The organism is Lysinibacillus sp. NPDC093216, assembly GCF_050280325.1.
Lineage (GTDB): Bacteria > Bacillota > Bacilli > Bacillales_A > Planococcaceae > Lysinibacillus.
Genome location: NZ_JBNNVB010000013.1, coordinates 19120 through 35061, shown reverse-complemented (window position 1 = coordinate 35061; position 15942 = coordinate 19120). Strand labels below are relative to the sequence as shown.

Genomic DNA, 15942 nt, shown 5'->3' with positions numbered 1-15942 from the left:
TTTTCGTAGCGAGTGCGAAAAAAGTATTTTGTCGAATAAATCGACATCAAACTGTTTTATATCATTTTAATGTGACGTTTTAGTAATTATCTGAATTAGTTTTTAATTGTCAGTCGAATTACTTATATGAATGCGTTGGTTTTATTGGATATTTAATCCTGATTTTATGACTAATCAAACATATTTTAGTAATTTTGTGTCGAAGAATAATAATAAATTCTTAACTTTTTTCAAATAAAGACAATTTAGTGTATTATTCTTAATTCAATATAATCAAATATGGTCGAAAAGTGAATAAAAAGTATTTATTACATCGAAAAAAATGTGAAATACATTTATACTATATTATGTATTTATTTAAAATATGGAAAAAAAGGACGAAATAAAGGTAAATAGGAGATTTGGAGGTTCTAGAATGGATATATCGTCGATTGTAGGGTTAATACTTGCGTTTATAGCGCTATTAACAGGAATGGTGCTAAAGGGTGTAAGTTTAAGTGCGTTTTATAACCCAGCTGCCATTCTAATTATCATCTTCGGTACAATTTCCGCAGTAACAATTGCCTTCCCCATGAAGGAGTTAAAGCGTGTACCAAAGCTATTTAAAATTCTTTTTAAAGAAACAAAATTAGCAGATGATATTGAGATTATTAAGATGTTTTCACAATGGGCTGATTTAGCTCGCCGAGAAGGTCTATTAGCACTTGAAAGTAAAGCTTCAGAGATTGAAGACCCTTTTTTAAAAAATGGACTTACATTAGCAATTGATGGTCAGAATGCGGACTATATTCGTGATGTCCTAACAGAAGAAGTCGAAGCGATGGAAGAACGTCATGCTAGTGGTTCTGCAATCTTTACACAAGCTGGTACATATGCCCCGACTTTAGGGGTACTTGGTGCGGTAGTAGGGTTAATCGCCGCATTAGCAGATATGAATGACATAGAAAAGCTAGGACATGCTATTTCAGCTGCTTTCATGGCTACATTATTAGGTATTTTTACAGGTTATGTTTTATGGCATCCGTTTGCGAATAAATTAAAACGTAAATCAGCTATCGAAGTTAAGCAAAAAAGAATGATGATTGAAGGCATCCTTTCTGTCTTAGAAGGGGAGGCTCCACGTGTTATTGAACAAAAATTATCGTCTTACTTAACAATGGAAGAACGTCGTCAAATTTCTGATGAAAGCGGGGCGGGCGGCCTTGGCAAAGAAAGCTAAGAAAAAAAAGCATGATGAACATATCGATGAGTCTTGGCTCGTTCCGTATGCAGATATTTTAACACTGCTATTAGCTGTATTTATCATATTATTTGCATCCAGTTCAGTAGACCAAGAAAAGCTAGAGAGAATGTCAGCGGTGTTTAATCAAGTATTTGATGGTGGAACAAGCTTTTTAGAGCAGCCTTCACCGATACAAAGTCCGAATGCTGAAAGTGATCAAACACCACAAACGCAGCAAAATTCAGCTTACTTAAAGGATCAGCAGGAGTTAGCTCAAATTAAAGATAGTGTTGATAATTTCATTGCTGTTCATGAGATGGAAGGTCAATTCGCAACAGCGATGACTGATGAAGGATTACTTGTTACAATTCGTGATAGTATCCTGTTTGATTCAGGGAAGGCGAATATTAAACCGGAGTATAAGCCAACAGCAAAAGAGCTTGCAGATGTATTGGTATCTAATCCGCCACGTAATATTGTTGTTACTGGTCATACGGATAATGTTCCGGCTGGTCCAAACTTCTCTTCTAATTTACAGCTCTCCGTATTGCGTGCAGTGAACTTCGCAGAACTTTTATTGCAGAGTAACTCGAAGTTAGATGGTCGAAACTTTAGTACACAAGGTTTCGGTGAGAACCGTGCTGTTGCACCGAATGATACTAAAGAAGGGCGTGCGAAAAACCGTCGTGTAGAAGTGTTAATACAACCACTTGTAACTGAGGATGGTTCTGCCGCAAAAAATACAAAATAGAAAAAAGCTATTAGCAAACGGCTTTGGTGCCTCATCGCTAATAGCTTTTTGTTTACAAACTTCTATTTATTTGCGTAAAGCTCCTAATTCAGCAACGATAGCTTGCATCTCGCTTGGACTAAATGTATCGCGCTTCATGATCATTTCGTATAAATAGACTAGGTCTTCGTAATTAGCTTCATCGAAATTTTCCGATTTCATTGCATCGACATTAACCATGCGAAGCTTGTCTTTCATTTGATCAATCATATAAATAACGTTTTCTTTTGACGGTACTGATAAATCCATTATTTAAACCTACCTTTCGTAATCCTCGAAAATATCATTTCATTGAATAAAAAAAATGTCAACACTGTATTTCGACATTGCTTTAAAAATAGACTGTTATTGGGTAGAATAAGGGCAGTGAGCAGTTTAATTATATTTACTAAAGCAGGGGGTATTTAATATGGGACGAAGTAAATTATTAGCATCTATCGTAGTTGGTGCCACAGTTGGTGCTGCATTAAGTATGTTGGACCGTACAACGCGTGAAAAAACAATAGCTTCAACGAAAAAGATGAAAGAAGCAATATCGTATTATGCAACCAACCGAGAGGAATTACAAGTGCTAGTTGAGGAAAAAGTAATGGCCACTAAAGTGCTATGTGAAAGTGTTTCAGAAAATGTCAACTCAATCATTGATAAAGTTGATGAGTTTAAAGAATTACCTTCCACGATTGAAGGCATGATTAATGACACGAAATCAGCCTTTTCTTTGCCTGATAAAGAATAGTTGTCGTACAGGAGGGAATTTGTATGGAGAAGAAAAAAGCATCGATACATTCAGCTGTCGGTGTGGTGAAATCATTTGTCTCACCAGACGAAGACACTGTAGATGTGATGACATCAAGGGGCTTCATGCAAGATTTAATGCTACGCATACAGCGAGTGGAAATATCAGCTCTTGCAGCGGAATTGGCTTATTTCTTTTTACTGTCTTTTTTCCCACTACTAATTTTTCTAGTTACATTACTACCGTATTTGAATATACAGTCGACGCAAGTGTATTCATTTCTAGTGAATATTATGCCGGACGAGGTATACAGGCTTGTTGAAAATACCTTAGATGAAATTTTAACAAGTCGTAATAGTAGTTTATTATCTGTCGGGGTACTTGGGACAATTTGGTCCGCTTCCAAAGGAATTAATGCATTGATTAGAGCCTTAAATAAGGCTTATGATACAGAAACTAGGGGGAGTCTATTAGATCGAGGATTATCCCTTGTTTTCACCTTAGCATTCGTCGTCGTTATTGCTGTCGTTCTACTTTTACCGGTTTTTGGGCAACAAGTAGGGCATTTCTTATTTTCGATTGTTGGCATTGAGGAGCAATTTGAAATAATCTGGCATAGAATGCGTTGGTCGATACCGCCTCTACTTATTTTTATAGTTTTAATGGGAATATATAGATTTGTTCCAAATACAAATCCTCGTTTAAAGTTAATGGGGGTTTGGCCAGGGGCATTGTTTTCAACTCTTGCCTGGTTGGCAGTAACATATGCTTTCTCTTTTTATATTAATAATTTCGCGAATTATTCCGCTACATATGGCAGTATTGGAGGCGTTATTATTTTAATGCTTTGGCTGTATTTAACGGGGATTATTTTAATTTTTGGTGGCATTTTAAATGCGACGATGCAGAAAAAAGTATTGCAAAAAGAACTTATGAAGCAGAAAACACTAACGAATAGGTAGGAATATGAAAAGAACAGCCTCGCATCACGCTTTGTGATACGAGGCTGTTTGTTTTTTAGGCGTTTTTATTAAGCATACGTAAGCCATTTAAAATAACTAAAATAGTGCTTCCTTCATGTCCAATTACACCTAGCGGTAAATCGACCACTTGTAAAAAGTTTGAAGCAATTAATAAAACGATAACGCCGATAGAGAAGAAAATGTTTTGTTTGATGATGCGTTGCATTTTACGTGATAAACGTACTGCATAGGCAATTTTTGATAAGTCATTTTTCATTAAAACGACATCTGCTGTTTCTAAAGCAACATCTGTGCCTTCTCCCATAGCGATTCCGGTAGTTGCAGTTGCTAAAGCAGGTGCATCGTTAATACCGTCACCGACCATCCCTACAAATTTATGTTCAGAAAGAAGGCGTTTCATCTCAGTCACTTTTGTTTCAGGGAGACATTCTGCAACGTATTCTGTCACGCCTGCTTCCTTGGCAATTACCTTAGCAGTCTTCTCGTTGTCGCCCGTTAACATGATAACATCAATGCCTAGCTCTTTTAGTAATGATACTGCTTTTTTTGCTTCACTGCGAACGGTGTCCTTTAAGGCTGCCAATGCAGCAATGCCATCTTGGTCACGAATAAAAATAACGCTTTTTCCTTCTGAGGCAAGTTTTTCTGCTGCACCATTTGCAAATTCATTTGCCTCATCTAGACCAACAAAGTCTGGTTTACCAACAAGATACTCGACTTCATTAACGTAACCTTTAATACCCCAACCTGGGATATCTTCTATAGTGGCTTGAGCAAACTGTGTGATCCCTTCTTTTCTTGCGAATAAAGTAATTGCTTGAGCAAGTGGATGGTTCGATTGTGCTTCAATACCTGCAAGGATTGCCATTGTATTTTCACGGTCTAATCCTTCTCGAACAATAAAATCAGTAACGGTTGGTTTTCCTTGTGTTAAAGTACCTGTTTTATCTACCGCTAGTGCACGTAATGCACCTAGATGTTCTAAATGTAGGCCACCTTTGAATAGCACACCGTGTTTTGCACCATTTGAAATGGCTGCAAGTGTTGCTGGCATAATGGATGCAACAAGTGCACATGGAGAAGCAACTACTAGGAGTACCATTGCTCGATAGAAAGTTGTTGTCCAGTCCCAACCGAGTACAAAGTGAGGTAGAAACATCATAAGGGCCACGGTAAGTAGCACAATTTTCACGTAAGTACCTTCGAATTTTTCTATAAATTGTTGAGATGGAGATTTTTCACTCTGAGCACTTTGTACAAGCTGGATAATTTTTTGGAATAGTGTTTCAGAATTTGGTTTTGTCATTTCCATCGTAATGGCACCATTTAAGTTCACTGTACCTGCAAATACTTCATCGCCTTCACGTTTTGCCACTGGAAGCGGTTCACCGCTTATTGCGGATTCATCGATAGAAGACTGTCCTTTAAAGATTACACCGTCTGCTGGTACACGTTCACCAGGTTTTACGAGTAGGTGATCTCCAATTTGTAATGTAGAGACAGAAACTTTCATTGGTTCAAAGTTACCACGAACAAGCCAAGCTTCTTCGGGTTGTAAGTTCATGAGTGCAGAAATTTCACGATGACTTTTATTCATTGCGTATGTTTCAAGAGCGCCACTTACAGCAAAAATGAAAATAAGAATAGCACCCTCCGTCCAATAACCGATTGCAGCTGAACCAACTGCAGCTAATACCATCAATAGTTCAACATTAAGTTCTTTATTTTCAATGGTTTCTTCAATACCTTCTTTTGCTTTAGCAAATCCACCAACACAAAATGCAACAATATATAAAATAATAGAAGCGGTTGTTTGCCCGCTAGTATCTAAACGCCATGCAAGCAAAATAAACAAACCTGCTATAAGGGCAGCAATTAATTCAGCGTGTTCTTTTGTTTTCTCAATTAAACTGAAATTTTCTCGTTTAGAATGTTCCACTTTTATCCCTCCTGATAATGAAAATCAATATCAAAACCCATGTAAATCAATGTATATAAACAATATCTAATTGAAAATCGATTTCGATTAGCTCCTTTCTTATTTAGAATTATTATAACAAAGGTATTTTAAAAAAGAAAGTAAGAAATTTGAAGGGATTTTTAAAGAGTGGGGATAAAAGCAGTCTGGGATTGAGATGGCGGCGATTTGAGGATTTTTGAAATAATTTTGAACATAAGAAAAGCACAGTTATTCATAGGAATATTCTGTGCTTCTCAAATTTGTGCAGGCGGCTTATCACTAAAAAGTGGGGTTGATGTCCGTTCCGGCTGGGCGCTTTCCTAAGGGCCAGTCTTCACTTCAATCAACTGACATACGTTTTAATAAATGTCATACCTAACTTTTGGTGATAAGCCATAAATTATTAAGTTATAAATTCGTTTTTGCAGTATGGCTGACGCTATGCGTACTCCACAGCTTAAAAACTAGTTATGCTATTCAACGTAACGCTTTTATTAGAATACTCGTTCTGCGTGTAGAGCAAGTTTTTCTAGGGATGATTTATCTACATCTGCGTGTAGTGAGTTACCGTGAGAGTCCATTGTTACAACAGCTGTAAACTTCTCAACGTTTAAATGCCACATTGCTTCTGGAATACCGAATTCCATTAGGTCAACGCCTTCAACACCTTTAATGCAGTCTGCATAGTATTGTGCTGCACCACCGATTGCATTTAAGTAAACACCACCGTGCTCTTCTAATGCAGCAAGTGTTTTTGGTCCCATACCGCCTTTACCAATTACAGCGCGGATACCGAATTTTTTCATGATGTCACCTTGGTATGGCTCCTCACGAATAGAAGTAGTTGGACCAGCTGCTTTTACTGTCCAGTTGCCTTCTTCGTCTTTTGCCATTACAGGGCCACAGTGATAAATAACTTGTCCATTAAGATCAACTGGAGCATCATGGCTCATTAAGTGATGGTGAATTGCGTCACGGCCAGTGTACATACGACCAGTAATTGAAACAACGTCACCAACTTTTAGAGCACGAATTTGTTCTTCAGTAATTGGTGCAGTAAGTTCTACTACATCTGTAGTAGTATCTTCTGTTGTTGCTGCAACTTCATCTTCTTTAAATGTAATTTTTTCGCCTTCTTGGTAATGCCAGTTAATAATTTCACCAGTTTGAGGATTGATGTCCACAGCCATACGACGGTATGCCCAGCAGTTATAAGCTACAGATACGTAGAATGATGCAGGGATACGGTGCATAACACCAATTTTACAGCCAAGTAATGTTGCTTCACCACCGAAGCCCATTGTACCGATACCAAATGTGTTTGCAGTTTTCACAACATATTCTTCTAATTTAGCAAGATCAGAATTTGGATTTGTATCTTCCACATGACGGAATAACTGTTCTTTCGCTAAGTCGTAACCAGAAGAGCGATCGCCACCGATACCTACACCGATGAAACCAGCTGAACAGCCTTGTCCTTGTGCTTGGTATACTGAGTGAAGGATACATTTACGGATACCATCTAAATCACGACCAGCGCGGCCAAGACCTTCAATCTCACATGGTAGGCTATACTGAATGTTTTTATTTTCACAGCCGCCACCTTTAAGGATTAATTTAATTGTAATATAGTCTTTTTCCCATTGTTCGAATTTCATAACAGGTAGACCGTCACCTAGGTTATTACCGCTGTTTGCACCTGTTAACGAATCAACCGCATTTGGACGTAATTTTGCATCTGCAGAAGTATCGATAATAGCTTTTTTAATAGCTTCTTTAATTTCTAATTGATTTACACCGACAGGAGTATAAATTTTGAATGTTGGTAGACCAGTATCTTGACAGATTGGTGATACATTATCTTCTGCCATAATGATATTATTTGAGATTGTGTCTAAGCTCATTGCAGCACGAGTACCTGAATTCTCGGCTTCTTTAGCTTTCTTAATAGCACGACGTACGTCTTTTGGTAGATTTGTAGACGTTTCAGTAATTAAATCGTAAATACTTTTCTCCAAAGTTTGGATATTCATTTGGTATTGCCCCCCATAGAAAATTTGATTATTTCCACGTTACATTATACTCTTTTCAACTAATGAAAAAAAGAGTTCAACTCATTGTGGTTGGAATTATAGGTCTATTCTCAAAAAGAGGAAATTTAAATGTGAAATTATGTTATCTGCCGTTGAGGTGTTAGAAGATAATGGGAGCGGATCACTTTTGGAGCCGAGCTGATCAAATCACCATAAAGATTGCTCGAGAGGAACATTCGTTCTATAATAAATTTAAATTTCCTTTAGGAGGTAATAATATGAAGTTACTTAATTTACCCGAAGCATTTGAACAATATCGGTCTGTAATAGAGGAAACGATACAGCCTACTGTATTTATTGAAACGGAAGAACGAAAAACATCTTTATTTGAAAGTAAGTTTGCGGGTGATCCGTATTTTCCGCTGTCAATGGAATATCCGAAAAGTCCTGAAGGGCAGCCATTAAAATTACTAGCACAAATTAATTTTACAGATGTACCTAGGCATTTACCAAATTTCCCTGAAGAGGGAATCTTACAGTTTTATATTGATGGTTATGATGATGTTCTAGGGATAGATTTTGATAATGGTCAAAATCAGGAGGGTTTCTGCGTCATTTTCCACGAACATATTGTCAGTGATGAGTCGCAGTTAGTACAAGACTTCTCATTTGTTGAAGTGAAAGAAGAAGAATTTTTCTTTCCAGTGGAAAAAGAAATGGCATTGTCTTTTGGAACAAGCTATGAACCATTATCAGCAAATGACTTTAGAAGTGAAAAACTATATGCGAAGATCCTTGCTAATATAGAAGACAATGATAATTTAGTAGACTCATTTTATGAAACTTTAAATAGTTCAGGTCATAAAATTGGAGGATATCCATTCTTTACCCAAGAAGATCCAAGAGCATATGGCGACTATACAGATTCAACAATTTTGTTGCTTCAGATTGATAGTGTAGGGGAACAAATTGTTTGGGGGGATGACGGGGTCGGCAATTTTTTCATCACAGAGGATGAGCTGAAACGTAAAGATTTTAGTAAAGTTCTATATAATTGGGATTGCTACTAGCCGGAAATGGACAAGAAAAAAAGCAAGTGGATATATAGCTTTCCACTTGCTTTTATATAGCCTCCGGACGCAATTACGCCAAGGCGAAATTGATTAGTAGTTATTGTTCACGAGCATTAAATTGCTCCATTTTGTCTTCTAAATCATCCATCATTTGAATTAAACGATCGATATCCTCTAATTCAGTTGTTTCAGGATCAATTGCATCTAAAACTTCTAAAAACATTTCAAGACGCTCTTTTAAGTAGTTCATTTGCTGTTTTTTATCAGTGATTGGATTTGACATACATACACCTCATTTCATCCCCTTCATCTTAGCTGATTTGGGACTAAATTTCAATGTTTAGGCAAACACCTAGGACTTAGAGATTATTTTGTAAAAATCAATAGACAGAATATTTACAATAATGAATGTGTGTGTTAAATTAATATTAAGAAAAAGTAAAGGAGCTGATTAAAAAAAACAAAAGAACTCTAACTCGAAAAGGAGGGAGTTTAAACAAGTACTCGGCGATGTAAAAGTCGAAATTCGTGTTTATACAATTAAATGGAGATAAGTATTAGTTAGGCCTTAGCGTAAAATCACATGTGGTGAGCGCTAAGGCTTTTTGTTATGCTGTTATTTGATAGAATGACTTGATGTTGGAGGAAATGATGACATACTTCTCAGATTACAACAAAAAAAGATTTGCCATTCTAGTGTTAATTGTATCTATTTCAGGTTTTTCACAAGGGATGCTTTTACCGTTAATTTCAATTATTTTCGAACGTGATGGAGTTTCCTCTGCGTTGAATGGATTGAACGCAACAGGTCTATACATAGGAACTTTATTGATCTCACCGTTTATCGAGCAGCCATTACGAAAATGGGGCTACAAACCAATTATTTTAATAGGCGGTGCACTTGTCTTCGCTTCACTGCTTGCATTTCCTTTATGGAAGAGTGTGACCTTTTGGTTTACCCTCCGCTTACTCATTGGAATTGGGGATCATGCATTACATTTTGCAACACAGACGTGGATTACAAGCACAACGGATCATAAAAGCTTAGGAAAAGGTATGGCCATTTACGGCTTGTCCTTTAGTACAGGTTTTGCGGTCGGTCCTTTGATGGTGAAACTTATACAAGTTTCAGAAGCATTACCGTTTATTGTGTCCTCGATTATGTGCTTATTGGCATGGGCTTTTGTCTTCCTTCTACAAAATGAAAAACCAGAGCGATTAACGGGAGACTTACATGCAAGGGGTTGGCATCGTTATAAAATGGCTATCGCATTCGGGTGGATTGCATTTTTAGGGCCATTTGTTTATGGGTTTTTAGAATCCTCTTTAAATGCTTTGTTCCCAGTTTATGCGTTACGTAAAGGTTTCGATGTGAATATGATTCCTATTATTTTATCAGTCTTTACATTTGGTGGGATTTTGACACAAGTACCACTTGGAGCTATAGGGGATAAATTAGGACGACGCAATGTCTTGATGATAGGCTCATTTGGTGGGGCTGTTATTTTTGGCATTGCAAGTTTTGTAGAACATTCACAAATGGCAGTAGCCGTAGCATTTTTCTTTACAGGTACATTAGTCGGTTCGATGTTTTCGTTAGGTATTACCTTTATGGCTGACTTAACACCAAAGGAGCTACTACCAACAGGAAATCTGCTTTGCGGTATTGCTCTTAGTATCGGTAGCTTAACAGGGCCATTTTTAGGAGGCGTTTATTTAGAATATGTAAATTACAGCTTCCTTTTATTAGTGGCGATGCTTTTGCTAGCTATAGCCATTGTTTTACTAGTATTTGGGCGAAAAAAAATAAGCGACCAGTGTCGATGTAAGGGGCATTGTCTTTTGGAATGATCCTTGAAGCGGAAAAAAGAGAGTCAGCTCGGAGACTTTTGAGCAACGTATAATTTTGGACAAAATAAAAGAGCGGGGCTCATCTCCCGCTCATAAAACAAAAAACGCCCAGCAAATCCGTGCTGTTATGGCGTTCTTTGCGTGACAAGGATGTTCCGTCCAAGTCACATAGGTTTGGCACCTAGAATGATATTATACAGACAAGTAAACATAAAATCAAATAATATTTGTAGATAGTAATATTTGGACTTTGGATTTCTACCTCTATATAATAGAAGAACACTAACTAAGATACTAATTATAATGAGGAGATTAACACATGGCAGAATATAAAAAATTATCGATCCACCGTGCATTAACAGAATTAAAGATGCTAAATCACCGCATCGAAGCAGCAACGCATGAAGTTAGTTCAGTGTTAGCTAATCGTAAAAGCAATAGCAAAATTAATGGTGTAGAGATTCAAGAATATGAAAAGCAAATGCAAGCCTCATACGATAAAGTAGTTAGCTTAGTTGACTATCGCAACCGAATTAAGGCGCTAGTTGTACAGTCCAATGCTAAAACAAAAGTAATAGTGGGAAAAGAAGAAATGACTGTAGCAGAAGCGATTGAACGCAAACAGTCCATTCAATATGAAAAGGAACTGTTAGAAGTCATGCAACAGCAATATCGTTCAGCGATAAATACGGTTGCAAAAGAAAATGATGCGTTGCCTGGAAAGCTAGAAACGTATTTAGTTAATATATTAGGAAATAAAGATAAACAATCTCCAGAAGAAGTAAAATTACATACAGAGACATTTATGAAAAGAAACGAGTACGAGTTAATTGATCCGATGAATGTTAAAAAGAAAATCGAAGCGTTAAGTAATCGAATTGAAGAATTTGAATCAGAGGTCGACGCTGTATTATCAGAATCAAACGCAACTACATTTATTGAAGTGCAAGCCTAACAAAATATGCATGGCCTAGCGAAAACGGAAAACGATAAATCGCTCGCGCTTCAAGACATGTGTGCGAGTTAAAACCAGAAACATGTCTTACTACAATGGATAGTTCAAATAATCGGAGATAAAAGCTCAAAGATTAAAGTTAAAAGTCCAAAGTTTACGTTTCAAAGTTCTTTCGTATTAAAGCTAAAAACTTAAAGCATAAAATTCTTTTAAATCCTGGGCTACTGGTTAAGGTGTTGATTTCTCTGGACCGTCCGTCATCCACCAGGCAGCTAGAGCTGTGCAATACATATAAGGCGTCTCTTAATTTTAGAAGACGCCTTTTTTCTGTTTAATTCTCTTTTAGAATTTTTAAAGGGCGTCTCTCATTTTTTGAGGACGCCCGTTTTTATTACTTATTTTTCAACACAAGCTTCGCCACGCACTCCACTTGTGCGGTTTGTGCGAACATATCCACCGGCTGAATATACTCTACATCATAAAACTTCGATAATTCGTTTAAATCCTTCGCCAAAGTTGATGGATTACACGATGTATAGACAAAGCGCTTCGGTTTTAGCTTCAACACTGTGCGGATGAATTCTGGTGCTAGACCTGTGCGTGGTGGGTCAACTGTAATAACATCAGGTGTAAATCCTTCCTTGCGCCATTTTGCTAAAACACTTTCTGCAGTACCGACTGCGTATTTTGTATGCTTGAAGCCATGGTTACGTGCATTTTTACGTGCATCCTGAATGCTTTCTGGAATAACGTCCATTCCACGAACTTCTTTTGCTTTGTCAGCTAGCCATAAACCGATTGTTCCAACACCGCAGTAAGCATCAACAACTGTTTCTTTGCCTGTTAATGCTGCTGCTTTTTTAATTTCATCGTAAAGATGAACGGTTTGTGTTGGATTCAGTTGGAAAAAGGCACGAGCTGATAAATCAAAGGCTAATTCTCCAAGCTCCTCATGAATCGTTTCCTTGCCATCGAGGACAATCGTTTCATCGCCAAAGATTAACGATGTTTTCTCACGGTTAATATTTTGGGCAATCGAAACGATACTTGGGTCGATTTTTTTAATACGTGCAATGAGTTCTGCCTGATGTGGAATTTCTTTACGTGTTGTAACGAGCACGACTTGTGTTTCACCAGTACGAATCCCAGTACGTACTACAATCGTACGCACTAAGCCATCAAGCGTACGGCCATCGTAAATAGTAATATTCAGTTTTTGTAAAATTTTACGCGTTGCCACTGTGATTTTTGATGTAACCGGATGTTGAACAAGGCAATCGTTGATGTTCAGTAACTTGTTACTACCTTCTGCAAATAGCCCTGCATAGACACGTTTACCCTCTTTACGTACTTGATACTGACTTTTGTTACGATAATTCCATGGATTATCCATCCCTAAAGTTTTGCGAACTTCAACTGTATTAGCTAAAGGCTTAGCATAACGTTCTAATGCTTGAATTACGATATCACGCTTTTCGATTAGCTGTTTTTCATATGTCATATGTTGAAGCTGGCAGCCGCCACATTCGTTGTAAACTGGGCATGGTGCTTCCTGACGATATTTTGAAGCTTTACGAATAGTTACTATTTCTGCTTCAGCAAAGTTTCGCTGTGTTTTAGTTACTAGTGCTGTAATTTCTTCACCAGGAATAGCGCCTTTTACGAATACAACATTACGCTTATAAAAGCCTACTCCTTCGCCATTAATACCAAGTCTTTTTATTGTTAGAGGAAATTTTTGTCCAACTTCCATTGATGTTTGTTGCGTCAAGCGTTCCACGTCCCTGTTCTTTTAATATCATCTCCCCATTATAACTAAGGAGTAGACGATTGCAAAGCGACGGGAAGATCTTCATGTTCTAAAACTAAATCGTCAAGGGATAAAAATGTATAGCCTTGTTTTTTCGCTTCGGCAATAAACCTTGGGAGAGCTTCAGCGTTATCCTGTGCAACAGTATGCATTAATATTACGGCACCAGGGTGAAGCTGTTCCATTAATGCATTATACGCATAATCTGCGCCACGACGTACATCCCTTTCCCAATCCTTAAAGGCAACGGACCAGAAAATATGACGGTAGCCTTCAGCATTTCCGACCTCTAATAATTTTGCGTTAAATATACCTTCAGGTGGACGAGCGTATGTTGTACGTTCAATACTCGTCAATTCACGTAACTTATCATCGAGTTTCTTCCATTCACTACGCATACCATCTGGCGTAAGCCTCGCCATATTTGGGTGCCCCCATGAATGGTTGCCGATAGTATGTCCATCTTTAACCATGCGTTTTACTAAATCAGGGGCACTTTCTAAATAATGACCAGTTAAAAAGAAGGTAGCTGGTGCGTTTTCCTTCTTCAATGTATCCAAAATGCTTTCCGTGAATCCATTTTCATATCCGTTATCAAAGGTTAAATAAGCAACTTTTTTATCTGGCTTACCTTTATAAATTGCACCATACTTCTCAAGTAGCTGATCAAGCTGTGCCCCAGCCTCAGCTGGTTCACCGTTTTTCGCTCGCTTTAATCCCCAATGGTATTCATCAGAGCTAGCAGCCGAATATGGATTAAAGCTAATTGCCGCGGCAATAATAAAAGTAGCGATGACCGCTCCTACTATATGCTGTTTCCACATAAAAACGCATCCTTTCTTTTTCATTAGAATGCGTGTTTTTTAAAAAATTATCCTAGTTGAAGTGCTTCTTTTAAATTAGGGAATTTAAATACAAAATGATGATGATGTTTTTCTAAAAAAGTAGGTAGTACATGGACCTTTCATTCATATAAATGTTTTGCTCTCTCTTTAATAATACCCGCGCGAAACGGGAAAATACTCGCGGAAGAGAAGTGAACACCCACGAACATAGAATATGCCTACGGGAAAAAAGCAATACCCGCGAAAAATGTTATAATGGTAAATGGTGAGGTGTTACTAATGCGTATTATTACGAAAATTGCACGTCAAAAAAACAATCCAGAACGTTATAATATATATTTGAACGAAGAATACGCTTTTCCTGTAGATGAGGCAATTCTCATTCAATTTGGATTAACGAAGGGAAAAGTGCTTGAGGAATTTGATATTCAAGAAATTGCCTATGAAGATGAGATTCGAAAAGCTTTTAATAAAGGGTTAAATTTTTTATCTTATCAAATGCGTAGCGAGCATGAAGTAAAGAAAAAGCTTCTCACGTTAGAATTTGGGGAAGCTGTTATTTTAGAGGCTATACAAAAGCTTAAATCATACAGCTTTTTAAATGATGAAACTTACTCCAAGGCATTACTTAATACGAAAAAAGCTACGATGAAAAAGGGGCCCAAGGCAATTAGACAAGACCTTATAAAAAAAGGAATTGATAAAAGCTTACAGGATGAGGTACTTGCTACGTACAGTCATGCGGAACAGGTGAAGCTTGCAACACAATTGGCTGAGAAGGTCATTCGATCGGAAAAAAAGAAAACACCAACACAAATAAAAGCTAAAATTCAAGATTTTTTAATGCGAAAAGGTTATTCTTTTAGTGTTGTAGATGATGTGCTAAGTCAAATAGAGATTGAACAAGATGAAGATGAATGGCAACAGCTACTTGCTGGACAAGGCGAAAAAGTTTGGAAAAAGTATTCATCGAAGTATACTGGTTATGAATTGAAAATGAAAATAAAGCAGGCGCTCTATCAAAAGGGGTTTCCTATAGAGGTTATAGATCGTTTTATAGAAGAGAAGGAGAATGAGGAATGAACGAAAAAAATTATGCTGCGATGTCAGAGCACGAATTACGTGAGGAAATAGCTATGATAAAGGAAAAGGCACGTAAGGCGGAGCAGCTAGGGATCATCAATGAATTCGCAGTATATGAGCGTAAGGCTTTAATGGCGGCTGCTTATTTAGTGGATTTAGATACAATAATTCCTGGAGAAATGTATCGTATTGACGGCTCTGAAAATGAATTTTTCCAAGTGGATTATTTGAAAGGACGCTTTGCTTGGGGACATCGCTTAGGGGGCGAAAAATACCAAGAGGCTTTACCTGTATCCATGCTATCTCCTGTAAAGGTGGGCAAATAAATGGATGAAAAAATTGAAAAACTAACTGCTGAATTACTTGCAAAAAACCCGCAAATGTCAGTAGGACGTGCACGAGTATGGATTGAGCTTTTATGGAGTGATTTTGAATCGACTTCTGCAAAAGCTGGCTACTCCTATCGTGGTGCTGATTACACTGAAAATTTAGTGCGTCAATTAATTACCAGCTACGGTGATAAACTGCATGCATTTGCAGGACGTAATCCCAAATACGCACATTTACTTGATGCTAGTGATGATATGGTGCAATAACAAAA

16 protein-coding genes are annotated in these 15942 nt (G+C 37.5%); 10 read left to right on the top strand and 6 right to left on the bottom strand.

The genetic code is table 11. The features are described from left to right. The first annotated feature begins 415 nt into the window (after positions 1–415). Positions 416–1219 carry a flagellar motor stator protein MotA gene (motA, locus tag ACQKOG_RS15090; RefSeq protein ID WP_370079306.1) on the top strand — a complete coding sequence of 268 codons (804 nt, stop codon included), beginning with the start codon at positions 416–418 and terminating at the stop codon, positions 1217–1219. Beyond that, positions 1203–1973 (top strand): flagellar motor protein MotB, encoded by a 771-nt coding sequence (gene motB, locus ACQKOG_RS15085; RefSeq protein WP_370079308.1) that lies wholly within the window; start codon positions 1203–1205, stop codon positions 1971–1973. The genes motA and motB overlap by 17 nt, the downstream gene beginning before the upstream one ends. 66 nt (positions 1974–2039) lie before the next feature. Here motB and ACQKOG_RS15080 read toward each other — a convergent pair whose 3' ends face one another. Further along, positions 2040–2261: a DUF1128 domain-containing protein gene (locus ACQKOG_RS15080; protein WP_049668842.1), complete on the bottom strand. Its 222-nt coding sequence runs from the start codon at positions 2259–2261 to the stop codon at positions 2040–2042. A 160-nt stretch (positions 2262–2421) separates the two neighbouring features. Between ACQKOG_RS15080 and ACQKOG_RS15075 the strand changes: the two genes are divergently transcribed. Further along, positions 2422–2748, top strand: a complete 327-nt coding sequence (locus ACQKOG_RS15075) for a YtxH domain-containing protein (protein WP_402871423.1) — start codon at positions 2422–2424, stop codon at positions 2746–2748. A 23-nt stretch (positions 2749–2771) separates the two neighbouring features. Continuing rightward, positions 2772–3710, top strand: a complete 939-nt coding sequence (locus ACQKOG_RS15070) for a YihY/virulence factor BrkB family protein (RefSeq protein ID WP_370079314.1) — start codon at positions 2772–2774, stop codon at positions 3708–3710. 55 nt (positions 3711–3765) lie between these two features. Here the strand turns inward: ACQKOG_RS15070 and ACQKOG_RS15065 are convergent, their stop codons facing one another. After that, positions 3766–5670: a heavy metal translocating P-type ATPase gene (locus tag ACQKOG_RS15065; RefSeq protein ID WP_402871426.1), complete on the bottom strand. Its 1905-nt coding sequence runs from the start codon at positions 5668–5670 to the stop codon at positions 3766–3768. A gap of 515 nt (positions 5671–6185) precedes the next feature. Then, on the bottom strand, positions 6186–7724 hold the full coding sequence (locus tag ACQKOG_RS15060; RefSeq protein WP_427447204.1) for a fumarate hydratase: 1539 nt from the start codon (positions 7722–7724) through the stop codon (positions 6186–6188). A gap of 278 nt (positions 7725–8002) precedes the next feature. On the opposite strand from ACQKOG_RS15060, the gene ACQKOG_RS15055 reads away from it, so the two are divergent. Further along, complete coding sequence (locus ACQKOG_RS15055) at positions 8003–8794, top strand: YwqG family protein (RefSeq protein ID WP_370079320.1); 792 nt, start codon at positions 8003–8005, stop codon at positions 8792–8794. A 100-nt stretch (positions 8795–8894) separates the two neighbouring features. Here the strand turns inward: ACQKOG_RS15055 and ACQKOG_RS15050 are convergent, their stop codons facing one another. Further along, positions 8895–9080, bottom strand: a complete 186-nt coding sequence (locus ACQKOG_RS15050) for an SE1561 family protein (RefSeq protein WP_049668848.1) — start codon at positions 9078–9080, stop codon at positions 8895–8897. Positions 9081–9448: 368 nt separating this feature from the next. Here ACQKOG_RS15050 and ACQKOG_RS15045 point away from each other — a divergent pair, with 368 nt between their 5' ends. Both ACQKOG_RS15045 and ACQKOG_RS15040 read left to right on the top strand, forming a co-directional pair. After that, positions 9449–10648 (top strand): MFS transporter, encoded by a 1200-nt coding sequence (locus ACQKOG_RS15045; RefSeq protein WP_427447202.1) that lies wholly within the window; start codon positions 9449–9451, stop codon positions 10646–10648. Between the two features lie 319 nt (positions 10649–10967). After that, positions 10968–11603, top strand: coding sequence for a hypothetical protein (locus ACQKOG_RS15040; protein WP_402871433.1), 636 nt, complete (start codon positions 10968–10970; stop codon positions 11601–11603). Positions 11604–11994: 391 nt separating this feature from the next. Here the strand turns inward: ACQKOG_RS15040 and rlmD are convergent, their stop codons facing one another. Both rlmD and ACQKOG_RS15030 read right to left on the bottom strand, forming a co-directional pair. Then, positions 11995–13374 carry a 23S rRNA (uracil(1939)-C(5))-methyltransferase RlmD gene (rlmD, locus tag ACQKOG_RS15035; RefSeq protein WP_427447200.1) on the bottom strand — a complete coding sequence of 460 codons (1380 nt, stop codon included), beginning with the start codon at positions 13372–13374 and terminating at the stop codon, positions 11995–11997. Between the two features lie 44 nt (positions 13375–13418). Continuing rightward, positions 13419–14237, bottom strand: coding sequence for a polysaccharide deacetylase family protein (locus tag ACQKOG_RS15030; protein ID WP_427447197.1), 819 nt, complete (start codon positions 14235–14237; stop codon positions 13419–13421). A 300-nt stretch (positions 14238–14537) separates the two neighbouring features. Here ACQKOG_RS15030 and recX point away from each other — a divergent pair, with 300 nt between their 5' ends. Genes recX through ACQKOG_RS15015 form a run of 3 tightly spaced genes read left to right on the top strand, consistent with a single transcriptional unit; the run spans position 14538 to position 15937 of the window. Beyond that, complete coding sequence (gene recX / locus ACQKOG_RS15025; RefSeq protein ID WP_427447194.1) at positions 14538–15341, top strand: recombination regulator RecX; 804 nt, start codon at positions 14538–14540, stop codon at positions 15339–15341. Further along, positions 15338–15667 (top strand): YfhH family protein, encoded by a 330-nt coding sequence (locus ACQKOG_RS15020; RefSeq protein WP_053483069.1) that lies wholly within the window; start codon positions 15338–15340, stop codon positions 15665–15667. Before recX ends, ACQKOG_RS15020 begins: the two co-directional genes overlap by 4 nt. Then, positions 15668–15937, top strand: coding sequence for a YfhJ family protein (locus ACQKOG_RS15015; RefSeq protein WP_402871437.1), 270 nt, complete (start codon positions 15668–15670; stop codon positions 15935–15937). Positions 15938–15942: the final 5 nt, after the last annotated feature.